The sequence below is a fragment of the Hymenobacter setariae genome, assembly GCF_007713685.1.
GTDB classification, from domain to species: Bacteria; Bacteroidota; Bacteroidia; order Cytophagales; family Hymenobacteraceae; genus Hymenobacter; species Hymenobacter setariae.
This window is the reverse complement of sequence record NZ_VMRJ01000003.1, coordinates 36,940-49,270: the sequence shown is the minus strand read 5'-3', so window position 1 is coordinate 49,270 and position 12,331 is coordinate 36,940. Positions and strand designations below refer to the sequence as shown.

9 protein-coding genes are annotated in these 12,331 nt (G+C 58.9%); 2 read left to right on the top strand and 7 right to left on the bottom strand.

Going from position 1 to position 12,331, the window contains the following annotated elements; genetic code table 11:
- Nucleotides 1-119 precede the first annotated feature (119 nt).
- The 5 genes from FNT36_RS11260 to pheS form a co-directional block, all read right to left on the bottom strand.
- Entirely contained in the window at nucleotides 120-1,166 is a 1,047-nt protein-coding gene (locus tag FNT36_RS11260) for a UDP-glucose--hexose-1-phosphate uridylyltransferase (RefSeq protein ID WP_144847607.1), read from the bottom strand.
- A 694-nt stretch (nucleotides 1,167-1,860) separates the two neighbouring features.
- The gene (gene bshC, locus FNT36_RS11250; RefSeq protein WP_144847603.1) at nucleotides 1,861-3,477 is read right to left on the bottom strand and encodes a bacillithiol biosynthesis cysteine-adding enzyme BshC; all 1,617 of its coding nucleotides are present in this window, start codon (nucleotides 3,475-3,477) and stop codon (nucleotides 1,861-1,863) included.
- A 170-nt stretch (nucleotides 3,478-3,647) separates the two neighbouring features.
- Entirely contained in the window at nucleotides 3,648-4,460 is an 813-nt protein-coding gene (locus FNT36_RS11245) for a phytanoyl-CoA dioxygenase family protein (protein WP_144847600.1), read from the bottom strand.
- Between the two features lie 143 nt (nucleotides 4,461-4,603).
- Complete coding sequence (gene rimO / locus FNT36_RS11240) at nucleotides 4,604-5,920, bottom strand: 30S ribosomal protein S12 methylthiotransferase RimO (protein ID WP_144847598.1); 1,317 nt, start codon at nucleotides 5,918-5,920, stop codon at nucleotides 4,604-4,606.
- Between the two features lie 159 nt (nucleotides 5,921-6,079).
- Entirely contained in the window at nucleotides 6,080-7,123 is a 1,044-nt protein-coding gene (gene pheS / locus FNT36_RS11235; protein WP_144847596.1) for a phenylalanine--tRNA ligase subunit alpha, read from the bottom strand.
- Between the two features lie 152 nt (nucleotides 7,124-7,275).
- Here pheS and FNT36_RS11230 point away from each other — a divergent pair, with 152 nt between their 5' ends.
- Nucleotides 7,276-7,707, top strand: coding sequence for a hypothetical protein (locus FNT36_RS11230; protein ID WP_144847594.1), 432 nt, complete (start codon nucleotides 7,276-7,278; stop codon nucleotides 7,705-7,707).
- Between the two features lie 125 nt (nucleotides 7,708-7,832).
- A complete protein-coding gene (locus tag FNT36_RS11225; RefSeq protein WP_144847592.1) occupies nucleotides 7,833-8,135 on the top strand; it encodes a hypothetical protein in 303 nt (100 codons plus the stop codon).
- 86 nt (nucleotides 8,136-8,221) lie between these two features.
- Here the strand turns inward: FNT36_RS11225 and FNT36_RS11220 are convergent, their stop codons facing one another.
- Together FNT36_RS11220 and FNT36_RS11215 are read right to left on the bottom strand one after the other, a co-directional pair.
- Complete coding sequence (locus tag FNT36_RS11220) at nucleotides 8,222-9,502, bottom strand: M16 family metallopeptidase (protein WP_144847589.1); 1,281 nt, start codon at nucleotides 9,500-9,502, stop codon at nucleotides 8,222-8,224.
- A gap of 81 nt (nucleotides 9,503-9,583) precedes the next feature.
- A complete protein-coding gene (locus tag FNT36_RS11215; RefSeq protein ID WP_233635844.1) occupies nucleotides 9,584-12,244 on the bottom strand; it encodes a TonB-dependent receptor plug domain-containing protein in 2,661 nt (886 codons plus the stop codon).
- Nucleotides 12,245-12,331 lie beyond the last annotated feature (87 nt).

Genomic DNA, 12,331 nt, shown 5'->3' with positions numbered 1-12,331 from the left:
TATATCCTTGTACCTATTCCCAGGCAAACCACTAGACCGACCTAGAATCAGCTATTCATGAAAAAAGCCCAAACTACTTAGTAGCCGGGCTTTTCAATGAGTGAGTATGCAAGTACTACCTACTGAGCCGCAGCCTTATAGTGCACAGCGGGCAGTGCCCGCAGGCGCTCGGCAGCCTGCTCGGCTGTGATATCACGCTGAGCGTTAGCCATCAGCTCGTAGCCCACCATGAATTTCTTGACCGTGGCCGAGCGCAGCAGCGGCGGCAAGAAGTGCATATGCAGGTGCCACTCGGGGTACTCGCCACCATCGGTAGGCCGCTGGTGGAAGCCGGCCGAGTATGGGAAGCTGGTTTCGAATAGGTTGTCGTACTTGATGGTGAGCTGCTGCAAGATGTCGGCCAGCCCGTCGCGCTCTTGGTCGTTGAGCTGCGTGAGGTCTTGCACAGCGCGGCGCGGTAGCACCAGCGTCTCGAAGGGCCACACCGCCCAGAAGGGTACTAGGGCTACCCAGGTGTCATTTTCGACCACGAAGCGGGTTTTGCTTTTCTCCTCGATGGCAAGGTAGTCGCTCAGCAGCGTGCGGCCGTGCTTCTCGAAGTAGGCTTTCTGGGTGCGGCTTTCCTTGGCAGGCAGGTCGGGCACAGTGCGCTCGCTCCAGATTTGGCCGTGCGGGTGCGGGTTCGAGGCACCCATGGCCTGGCCTTTGTTCTCGAATATCTGCACGTAATTGATATTCGGGTCGGCGCCTAGGGTGCGAAACTCCTCGGTCCAGGTATCAACCACCTTGCGGATTTCCGCGATGGGCAGCTCGGGCAACGTCAAGTCGTGGCGCGGCGAAAAGCAGATGACGCGGCAGTGGCCGGTTTCGGCATCGGCGCGCAGTAGGCCGCCTTCCTCGTAGGTGCCAGTTTCGCCCTCGGGCAGCAGCGCCGCAAAGTCGTTGTCGAATACGTACTGGTGGTCGTATTTAGGATTCACGATGCCGCTGGTGCGCGTGTTGCCAGGGCACAAGTAGCAAGTGGGGTCGTAGGCGGGTGGCGCGGCGGTAGCCGCTTTTTCCTGCGCGCCCTGCCAGGGGCGCTTGGCACGGTGCGGCGATACGAGAACCCACTCATCGAGCAGCGGGTTGTGGCGGCGGTGGGGTTGCTCTGTGAAATCGAACATGGCGGGGAAAGTTAGCAAAGCCAGAAAGGCCCCAAACTTACTTACGTTCGTGCAACAAGTAGTGCCGTCAATAGCTAGCTATGGTTTCACAAGCTGCGCTCTGGCCTTGCTAATATTATGCTCTAAATCGTATACGCGCTGCTGCCAATAAGCAATAGCATCCATACTATTAACTCCTCCATTCCTACCTACTAGCTGTCGTGGGAAGCGAGTATTGTGAGCCCAATTCTTATTTTTATCATACTCAAATTCTACTTTGGTTGTTGGCTGGCGGCGATTTAGCCAATAGCGCAATTCTTTAACGTAATCGGTTAGCCTCTCCTGTAGGTACGCAACCAATTCCCCCGTCGTAGCTGGAATGTAGCCCGGCCCGCTACATCCGCACGAATGGTAGGTAACACCAACCACATACAGGCTTCGCAAGTGCTGCCACGCTTTAACATCATCTTTTGAAGGCGATTTAAAGTCAAGCCCCATATTCGCAGCGACTTGCGCACAATCAGGGCATTTAGCTGCTACAGATTTGCTTTCATCGCGAGCTACATCGTGCAAGAGCCTTCGCTTAAAAGTCTTGCGGCAGTCAAAGCATGCATAGTGAGCCTTATAGGTAGTCATTGCATAGCGACACATAGCAGTAGGTATAATTAAGCACCGGAGCGAAATACACTATGAACAATTAGTAGATGCAGGCATACTATGCTTCCTCTACCACCGCAAATACCAATGCCAGCGGCTCGAAGCACTCCATAAGTTGGTCGATAAAGCCGGGGTTATTAATGAGTACACTCAGCACGTTATCGGTCCGCTCCTGCAAGCCACCTTCGGGAAAGAGCTTATCCTTGAGCGCAGTGAGCTGCGAGTAGGCGGTCTCGTGCTTGGCTTCGGAGGCTTTAGCGAGGCGCTTTTCGAGGCCAGCGAGGCTGCCAGCGGCTTTTTGGGCTTCAGCGGCTACGGCTTTTACCAGTGTGGGGTCGAGGCGCTGGGCTAGGTCTTGCACTTGCTGGTAGGCAGCGGCAAGGGCTTCTTGCTGAGCGGCTAGAGTTACTTCTTCCTGCCCGAGCTGGGCGCCAACTTGCTTTTTCAGCTCACCTAGGGGTTTAAAAATATCGAGCGTATTCAAACCAAGCTTACGCAGCTTACCGAGGTTAGCGCGGCTCATATACATAGCCGAATTGCGGGGCAGCACGATAGGATAGGGCACGCCAAGCTGCTCAAATATACCTTTGAGCTGAAACCAGTACGCCACCTCGGCTCCGCCGCCGATGTAAGCGAGGTTGGGCATCAGGATTTCTTGGTACACTGGGCGCAGCACCACGTTGGGGCTGAAGCGCTCGGGCTCGCTTTCGGCCAAAGCCAGCAACTCGGCCTGCGAGTGGCAGCGGCTGGTGCCGCGCACTGTCACCTGGGTACAATCGGCGCCAGTTGCGTCGGGCTCCAACCGCTCGCGCTTGCCTTCGTCGGTGAGGAAGAATAGGTTGAGCGGGCGCGAATACACCTGCGGCTTGTAGCCGGCGGCCGTGAGTTGGCCATTGGTGGCCTGCACTGCCTGGTTGGATAGTTGGTTCTGAATTTCCTGTTTTAGCAGTGGCTTCAGCGCTTGCTTCAGCGCGGGGCGGTCGGCATCGAGGCACACGAGGCCGTAGCTACCGAAGAGACTAGTAGCCAGCTTGCGCGTGGCTTCGCTGAGCGTGGCGCTGCTGGTGTAGGCGTCTTTAAACGCGGCTGGCACCTCGGGCGGCAATTGGTTTAGGATTTCTTCGGCCAGCCCATCGAGCGGCAGGCGGCCTACTGGGCCACCTAGGGCGCCTTCGCCCGGCCCAGCCCAACTCAGCGTTTTGCCAAAAAGCTGGAAGTGGTTGATTTCGGCAAAGTCGTGGTCTTCGGTAGCCAGCCAGTACACCGGCACGAAGTCGTACTTTGGGTACTCGGCCTTGAGCTGCTGGCTGAGCTTGATAGCCGTAACTATCTTATAAACAAAGTACAGCGGCCCCGTAAACAGATTGAGCTGGTGCCCCGTCGTGATGGTGAAGGTTGTATCCTTGGCTAGCAAATCGAGGTTAGCGGCCACAGCGGGCAGCACCTCGCCGCCTAGGTCGGTGTACTGCGCCCGCAGGTCGGTCACCAGTCGCTGCCGAGCTTCGGGCGAGTAAGCAGCTTGCTTTTCTTCTAGCTGCGCCCGAAAGGCCACCAGCTCGGGCCGACGATTATAGAAAGGAGCCAAGGCCGGCGAGGCGGCGATGTAGTCAGTGAGGAGACCCGAAAAAGCGCCGGTGGCGGCGTAGGGCAGAGTAATACAATCGGCAGCAGCCATGAGCGCGGAGAAAAAAAGGGCGCGAAATTCTGCCAAGAACCCGGCACGGCCCGAAAAGTTAGGTATGCGGACTTTGTAGCCCGCGAGCGAGTGCAGCGAATATCACTATTAGAACGGCTCAGGCTCAGGATGCTTGCCACGCTCGGTCACAGACTACAAAGCCTGCGCAACTACACCGCCCAGAACCGCATTTCCAACGAGATACGCGTTTCGTCTTCGTTCAAATTCACGGCCCCACCGTGCAATAAATAGGGCGAAAAAAGGAGTACTTCGCCCATCCCCGGATTGGGCCGAATAATATCCAGCGGCTCAGCGCTACCCAGCACGCCGGGCACCGTGAAGCGCACGCCGTTGCTGACGGCCCCGCCAGCCGTGCGTAGGGTGCGGTTTTCGGGCCAGTGGTGCGAACCAGGCACCAGCGTCAGCGACGACTGCGCCGTGCTACCAGCCACGGGCACGTAGATATTCAGGCAGTTGTGGTAATCGGGTATCCACACGTCGCGGTGCAGTGGATTGTTATCCGCTTTGCCAGGCCGAATAATACGCAGGTGAAAAAACCGCTCATTATCCCAGGGATTGAGCGCTTGCACAGGCCGGCCGCACAGCTCGCCTACACGCTTCTCTAATACCGTGGCGGGCAGCGGCAAAAAGGCAGCTTGCTGGTACTCTTTTGTGCGGTTTACCACGGCCAGGTGCAGGTCGCGATTGTCGCCCACCACGCGGTGGTAGTGTGCTACGTCGAAGTCAGCGGGTACCGGGCAGCCCGCGTCGGTCAGGGCTTGGCGCACCAGTTGGGCGAGGCCTTCTTGCAAGGTGGCTTGCTCAGCAGCAGGCAAGAAACTGGCCACGGTGTAACCCTCGGCGGCCCAGGTAGTGCCAGCCGAAAGGTCGTCGTCGGAGGCTAGCAGGACGCGGCCATCCGTTAGGCCAGCTTCGCCCTGCACGTCGTAGGTAAATTCCTGTTGGTTGATGCGTACCTGCATAAGACCTTGGTTTACTTACTTATAAAAAATTTGTCATGCTGACGCAGGAAGCTTCTTATCAGGTTAGAACCCGGTGCAATAAGATGCTTACTTCGTCAGCATGACAAACGTAGGAACAGAAGCGAAAAGCAGTTATGCTATCGCTAGCGCACTACCTCGCCGTACAGGTCGAAGTCCGATGCGCCAGTGATGTGCACGTTGGCGAAGCTGCCCTGTGGGATGTGTAGGTCGTTGGTAGCCAGCACCAGTACTTCGTTGTCAACTTCGGGTGAGTCGAACTCGGTGCGGCCCACGTAGTAGCCGCCTTCGAGGCGGTCGAAGAGCACTTTATACGTCTGGCCCACGCGCGACTCGTTGTAATCCAGCGAAATCTGCTGCTGAATTTCCATGATGCGGTCGGCGCGCTCCTGTTTCACTTCGGCGGGCACATCGTCCACGAGGGTGTGCGAGTGCGTGTTCTCTTCGTGCGAGTAGGTGAAGATACCTAGGCGCTCAAACTTCGACTCCTGCACAAATTCGCACAGCTCCTCGAAATCGGCCTCCGTCTCGCCGGGGTGGCCCGCGATGAGCGTGGTGCGCAGCGCAATACCCGGCACCCGGTCACGGATTTCGCGTACCAGCTCCTTGGTGCGGCGGCTGGTAATGCCGCGGCGCATGGTTTTCAGCATGTTATCCGAAATGTGCTGCAAGGGCATGTCAAGGTAGCGGCAGATATTATCGCGCTCGCGCATCACATCCAGTGCCGCCAGCGGAAACTGCGAGGGGTAGGCGTATTGCAGGCGTATCCAGTCCACGCCGCTCACGTCGGAGAGGCGCTCTAGCAGCTCGGGCAGCTTGCGCTCGCCATAGGCTTGCAGGCCGTAGTAGGTCAGGTCCTGGGCAATCAGAATTAGCTCTTTGGTACCCATGCCTACTAGGCGCTTGGCCTCGGTTACAAGGTCTTCCATGGGGCGGTCTACGTGCTTGCCGCGCATCAGCGGGATAGCGCAGAACGAGCACGGGCGGTTGCAGCCCTCGGCGATTTTGAAGTAGGCGTAGTGCTTGGGCGTGGTCAGTAGGCGCTCGCCCACTAGTTCTTTCTTGTAGTCGGCCTCCAGCACTTTCAGCATCTGGGGCAGCTCTAGGGTGCCGAAATAGGCGTCTACCTGTGGAATTTCTTCCTCCAGCTCGTCTTTGTAACGCTGCGAGAGGCAGCCCGTTACGTAGAGCTTTTCGAGCTTGCCAGCTTCTTTCTCGTCGGCGTAGCGCAGGATGGTGTCGATGCTTTCCTGCTTGGCGTTGTCGATAAAGCCACAGGTATTGATAATGACAATGTTGGCATCCGACTTCTTGGCCTCGTGCGTTACTTGGAAGTCGTTGGCCCGCAGCTGGCCCATGAGCACTTCCGAGTCCACGAGGTTCTTGGAGCAACCTAGGGTGATAACGTTGACCTTGTTTTGTTTAAGCGTTCTAACTTTCATAAAGCACGGAAGTCTGCCCGACTTAGCGCGGGCAACATGGAAATAACTAGCGAAAAGAGCCTGCAAATTTACGACTCCCAAACAGTTAAAGCCTCGAACCAACCACTCTAGGTAGTTAGTTCGAGGCTCTTAGAAAGTAACTATGGACACCTAGGTGCCCTAGAGCGCCTCAAACTGGCGTAGGAAGCGCACGTCGTTCTCGGTGAAGAGGCGCAAATCCTTAATCTGGTACTTGAGCATGGTGATGCGCTCGATGCCCATACCCCAGGCGTAACCGGTGTATTTCTCCGAGTCGATACCGCAGTTTTCGAGCACGTTGGGGTCTACCATGCCGCTGCCGCCGATTTCGACCCAACCGCTGCCTTTGCAGATATTGCAGCCCGCGCCCTTGCAGATGAGGCAGGTAATATCAATTTCGGCGCTGGGCTCGGTGAAGGGGAAGTAACTGGGGCGGAACCGGATGTTAATATCCTCGCCAAACATCTCGCGTACGAAATAATAAATTGTTTGCTTGAGGTCGGCAAAGCTCACGTTCTCATCAATATACAAGCCCTCAATCTGGTGAAAGAGCATGTGCGCCCGCGCCGAAATGGCTTCGTTGCGGTACACGCGGCCGGGCATTACGCGGCGGATGGGCAGGGGCTCGTTTTCCATCACGCGCACCTGCACGGTGCTAGTGTGGGTGCGCAGCAGGTGCGGCTGGGCCACCTCGGCGCCGGGCGCGGGCTCCACGAAAAACGTGTCCTGCATGTCGCGGGCCGGGTGGTTTTCGGGGAAATTGAGGGCCGTAAAGTTGTGCCAATCGTCTTCAATCTCCGGGCCTTCGGCCACTGCAAAGCCGATGCGGGCGAAGATGCGCAGCATCTGCTCGCGCACCAGCATCAGCGGGTGGCGGGTACCTAGGGCGTTGGGCACCGTAGGCAGCGTGTAGTCGAACCCTGCGTCGGCGGGCTGGTTAGCGGTGGCTTCTTCCAGGGCTGCCTGGGCCTCGTCAAAGCGAGCCTGGGCCTGGTGCTTAAGGCCGTTGAGCTGCTGACCCACGGCACGTTTCTGCTCGTTGGGTACGGTTTTGAGCTGGTCGAAGAGGTCGGCCAGGCGGCCCTTGCGGCCTAGGTAGAGAAGGCGAAACTGGTCGAGGGCAGCGGCGCTGCTCACGTCGGCGGCGGCCACCTCGGCGGCCAAGCTCGAAATAGATTCCTGCATGATACCGGCAAAGGTACGGCGACCGGCGCCGGGCTAGGAAGGCTCTATCGGTAATACCAAATTATCCGTATAGCACGTTGGCTGAAAACTGGCATTGCCTTTGCAAAAGGGTAATCAGTTCCCTCCTCCCCACACTTATTTTTCTTTTCACTATGGTACGCCAACTGCTCCTCCCTTTGCTCGGCCTGGCTCTGCTCACCGCCGAAACCGCTGCGGCTCAATCGCAGTCTGTTAAGTCGGCCTCACCGGCATCGGCCGCCAAAACGGCCCGCACTACGCCCCGCGCCGGCCGCACCCTCACGGCCCGCGAGCGCAAGCAGGCCGAGGCCGCTGCTAAAGCTGCCGCCCAAAACCAAGCCGTAGCCATGGCTGCGCCCGCCAAGGACAACTGGAGCGGCTGGAGCAACGACCCGCTGAACCTGCCCGATGATGGCACCCTGTACCACCCCCACACCAACGTTTCGTCGGCACCGGGCATGCCCCTCAACCAAGTAAGCCACGGTGTATCTACCGATTACCACGGCCGCCCACTGCGCCGCCCTACCACTACTTCCTCGGGCACTACGCTGCCCACCGCGCGCTAGTGCACGCTTAGCTAGTAGCAGTTTATAACGGCCACGGACTTCGCCTTCCGTGGCCGCTTTGCGTACACAGGGGGCTAGTCGGCTGGTCGAGCTGGCTTAGAAATCTGTCATAACTCCTCTTGTTTATGCTTCGCTCCTTCTGTTTTGCACTGCTGGGCCTAGGCCTGCTCGCCGCGCCAGCAATGGCCCAAACCACGCCCACCAAGGCCAAAGCCTCAACTTCTAGCTCGGTTAAAACTAAAGCGGCGACTACCGTGCGGCGCACCAACCGGCTGAACGACGCCACCGAAAGTAGCAAAGGCCAGTCGGGCTATGCCGCCCCCGGCGAACCCATCACGCCTCCCGACGCCAACGGCAAGAACACGCCGCCCTACGACGGCCCTGCCGCACCCACCTCCAAGGGAACCACACTGCCCGCTCCAAAATAACCCCTAGGTACGCAAATAGCGGCCGGGCAACTCCTCTACTATGTGCTAGAGGAGTTGCCCGGCCGCTATTTGCGTATCTAGGGCAATTAGAAAGCAACTTCTACGTCTTCCTCTACTTCAACGGACTCGGTAACTGCTGCGCGGTAATAAAGCGTACTGCAATTTTCGGGGCGTAGCACTAGCTCGGCCGCCTGGCGGATGTCGGTCGGCGTCACGGCTTGTAGCAGCGCAGGCTCTTCGTTTACGAGGTTAGCATTGCCAAGCAGCTTGCCTATAGCCAAGGATAGGGCCCGGTTCAACAGCTCTATTTCGCCGAAGACCAGGCCAGTTTCGGCTTGGTTTTTTACTTTATCCAGCTCGGTAGCAGGCACGTCGGCTTGCAGCAGCTCCGCCACCACTGCCTCCACGGCGCGGTCGGCGTCTTCAAGCGCCACGCCGGCATTGAGCTTGCCGCTGATAACGAGCAGCCCAGGGTCGAGAGCGCCCGTGAGCGAGGCCGAAATATTATTGAACAAGGCCTGCTCCTTCACCAGCTTTTGGTGCAGGCGGCTCGACTTGCCGCGCCCTAGGAGGTCGCTCAACAGGTCCACGGCGTGGTAGCGCGAGTCGAGGCGGGCGGGCATATGGTAGGCCTTATACAGGGCCGACAGTGGCACGGCGGCCGTAGTTTCGGCGTGGCGGGCTTCCGTCTGGGTAGGCTCCTGGGGCAGTTGGCGCTCGTAGCGCGGGCCACCCTCGATGGGGCCAAACCACTTCTCGGCCAATTGCTTTACTTCATCAAACGCCACGGCGCCGGCTACTACTAGCACGGCATTTTGCGGAGCGTAGTGCTTGCGGAAGAAAGCACGCACGTCGGCCATTTCGGCTTCTTCGATGTGGCTGATTTCCTTGCCAATAGTGTTCCACTGGTAGGGGTGCGTGCTATAAGCCAGTGGCTTCAGCTTCAGCCATACATCGCCATAGGGCTGGTTGAGGTAGCTCTGCTTAAACTCTTCTACCACCACTTTGCGCTGCACATCGAGGCCATTCTGCGAAAAGGCTAGGTCGAGCATGCGGTCGCTTTCCAGCCAAAAGCCCGTTTCGATGTTGGCGGCCGGCAGTGAGAGGTAATAATTGGTGATGTCCTGCGAGGTAAAGGCGTTGTTTTCGCCGCCCACCTTCTGCAGCGGCTCGTCGTAGCTAGGCACATTTACCGAGCCACTAAACATCAGATGTTCAAACAAGTGAGCAAAGCCTGTGCGACTGGGGTTCTCATCGCGCGAGCCCACATCGTAGAGCACATTGAGCACGGCTAAGGGCGTGGTGAAGTCCTCGTGCACCAAACAGCGCAAGCCGTTGGCTAGAGTAAACTCTTGGTACTGTATCATGAAAAGCGGAGGGGAGTATAATAGCGTAGTAGTAGGCAAACCTAACAAATAGACCGGCAAAATGATGCGCCGGCCAGCGGCCTATAGCGCCAGGCGCACACCAGCCAGCCAAGTGCGCGGCACGGGTACCGCCCCGTAGTCTTGGCCCGCCAGGTTGCCCGAGCTGCCGCCGCTGCTCACGTTGGGGTCGTAACCGCGGTAGCTGCTGAGCACAAATAAGTTTTGTACGCCAACCCACACGCTGAGGTCTTGGCTAGCGAGCTGGCGCAGCCGGTAGGTAGCGGTGAGCGAGGAGAGGCGCACGTGGCTACCGTTTTCCAATTGGCGATTGGAAATCCAAATAAACTCTGTGTTGTAGGAGCTGACGCTGCCGGGCGCAGGCACGGAAGTGCTGAGGTTGGTAGGCGTCCAGTAATTGCGCACGCTGGTGGCACTGTTGGCCAGGCCCGTTGGCGCATCGAGCACAGTTAGCTGATGGTTAAGCACTTTATAGTCAAACTGGCCATCTAGCTGCGCATCCAGCGCGAGCCGACCTAGGCGCACTTGCTGGCTGAGGCTAGCCAGCTGAGCCGGAATACCACTACCTAGGTACCGCTTGTCCTGGTAACCGACCTGGCCATCGCCAGTGAGGTCGCGGTAGCGCACCGAGCCGCTGGCGGTGAGGCCATCTTGCTGGAAGCCATAGAAAGTGCCAAGGGGGTGATTATTGAACTCCTCACTACGCTGCATGGCATAGTCATTGCCCTGCAAGCGGTTGCGGTTGGCGCTGGCGGCCAGGCGTGTAGTGCCCTGCACGCGGCCGGCCTGCCAACTGGTAGCCACCGTTAGCTCCAGGCCCTGGTTGCGCACCATGCCCTCGTCATAATAAACGGTCGAGACGTACCCGCTGGCATTAGGTAGCGCTATAGAAGAGGAAAGCAGCACGTGGTACGAGCGGCGCTCATAGGCCACGAGTTGCGCCATGAAGCGCCCACTTGGCTCACCTAAGCGCAGACCTACCTCTAACTGGTCGGTACGCAAGGGTGCCTGCCTCCTGTACTCCTCATTCGGAAAAGTGCCCCCAGAGGTGAGTAATGCAGGGCCAAACATGTTCAAACCAAAGCCAAACAAACTAGTGCGCGCTACGCCCGCCCACAGCGTAAGGGGCTGGCTAGCACCTGCAACCTGTAAGTGAGGATGCCAACTTAGCTGAGCGCTAGGGTAATACTCGGCTTTATTATCATACCCAAAGCGCGCGTAGCTAAGCCCAACTTCGGCCTCTAGGGTGCTGTCGAGGGCGTAGTGCACGCGCGCCCAGGGCCGGTGCAGGCGCGGCCGAGCACTTATGGATGAAATAGCATAGCTGCCCGTCTTTGGAGTATCGTTGGCTTTGTCATAAAGCCGCAGCATAAGCTCGCTGTCCGAGGAATAGTTGTTTTTCTGATACTGATAGTCGATTTCGGCTCCCAGCCGGTGGTGCTGCCCTAGGCGGCGCTCGTAGTGCACCGCCAGCCGAGCCGCCAGCTGGTTGTTTTGGTAGGCTTGGTTACCCGACTGGTCACTCTGCTCGGGTGGGCCAAAAGAGTTGATGTATTGGCGTGGCGAAAAACTAGGGGCATCAAGTTGCGTAAGCTGCAGGCTCACTGACGCTTGCACCGTCAGGCCCAGCGCGGGCTGGTAGTCGGCCGCTAGCTGGCTCAGCAGCCGGCGCGTGCGCGGAGCACTATAGCTGTATTCGCTAATGGCCAGTGGATTACTAAAATAGCTCGGATACTGATTGTTGTCATTGGCGTAGCCGCTGTAGGCGCCCTGCGTGGTGCGCACCGCGACAGTAGGCAGGGCAAACAGCGCTGCCCGCGTGGCACCTTCGGTTCCCGTTACCAAGGGCAAGTGCTGGTCGGTTTGGCCTAGCGCCACCGTGGCCCGCAGCCCTAGGCGGGCGCTCGGATGCTGGTCGAGGGCCACGCGCAGGCCGTAGCGGCTGAGGTTGGAGTTGCGCAGCACGCCCGCCTGCTGCCGATAGTCGGCGCTGATGAGGTAGCCGGTGCGGGGCGTGCGCCCCTCCAGGCTCAACTGGTGCTGCTGCAAGCCCGCTACCCGGTAGGCAGCAGCTTGCCAGTCGGTGCCTTCTCCTAGCTGCGTGTTTGGAAAGGGTACGCCGCTTGCAGGCCCACCCCGGTTGAGATACGCCTCGTTGGCAATGGCCGCGTACTCGCTGGCACCTAGCAGGTCGTAGCGCTGGCGCACTTGCTGCACCCCTGCGTAGGCTGCGTAGCGCACCCGCAGCGGCTGCGCCGCTGTGCCACTCGCCCGTCGGGTTCGGATGCTGATAACCCCGTTGGCCCCCAGCGGCCCGTAGCGCGCCACGGCGGCCGGACCAGCCAGCACCTCAATGTGCTCGATGGCCTCGGGCGGCAACAGTTGCAGGGGGTTTGCCCCTGTCTCGGCTTGCTGCTGGGCCACTGTGGGCAATGAAGCTTCGCTCCTGACGCTGGGTAAAAACCGGTCGGGCGTCAGCTCGTCATTGAGCGCGGGCAGGCCATCGACGATGTACAGCGGCTGGCCCGACAAGCGCCCCTCGCTAGCCCCCCGAATGCGCACCAATTGGCCGCTGCCGGGGCTGCCATCATAGGGCGTCACTTGCACGCCCGCCACGGTGCGCAACTGGTCTTGCGCCGTGAGAAAAGGCCGCGTGGGTTGGGCCTGGCCCTGCACGCGCCAGGTACCTGGGGGCGCTAGCGAATCGGGCAGGCTACCCCTCAAAAATGAGTGTAGCGTATCGGGCGGCGCTGGGCTGGCAGCAGGGGGTATAACTTGGCTAACGGCCGGAAAACTCGCTTTTAATAGTAG

Excerpts from the sequence above, each read along its gene's own strand:
- rimO (WP_144847598.1), bottom strand. The coding sequence starts at position 5,920 with ATGAAAGTTAGAACGCTTAAACAAAACAAGGTCAACGTTATCACCCTA.
- FNT36_RS11225 (WP_144847592.1), top strand. The coding sequence starts at position 7,833 with ATGCTTCGCTCCTTCTGTTTTGCACTGCTGGGCCTAGGCCTGCTCGCC.
- bshC (WP_144847603.1), bottom strand. The coding sequence starts at position 3,477 with ATGGCTGCTGCCGATTGTATTACTCTGCCCTACGCCGCCACCGGCGCT.
- FNT36_RS11220 (WP_144847589.1), bottom strand. The coding sequence starts at position 9,502 with ATGATACAGTACCAAGAGTTTACTCTAGCCAACGGCTTGCGCTGTTTG.
- pheS (WP_144847596.1), bottom strand. The coding sequence starts at position 7,123 with ATGCAGGAATCTATTTCGAGCTTGGCCGCCGAGGTGGCCGCCGCCGAC.
- FNT36_RS11260 (WP_144847607.1), bottom strand. The coding sequence starts at position 1,166 with ATGTTCGATTTCACAGAGCAACCCCACCGCCGCCACAACCCGCTGCTC.
- FNT36_RS11245 (WP_144847600.1), bottom strand. The coding sequence starts at position 4,460 with ATGCAGGTACGCATCAACCAACAGGAATTTACCTACGACGTGCAGGGC.
- FNT36_RS11230 (WP_144847594.1), top strand. The coding sequence starts at position 7,276 with ATGGTACGCCAACTGCTCCTCCCTTTGCTCGGCCTGGCTCTGCTCACC.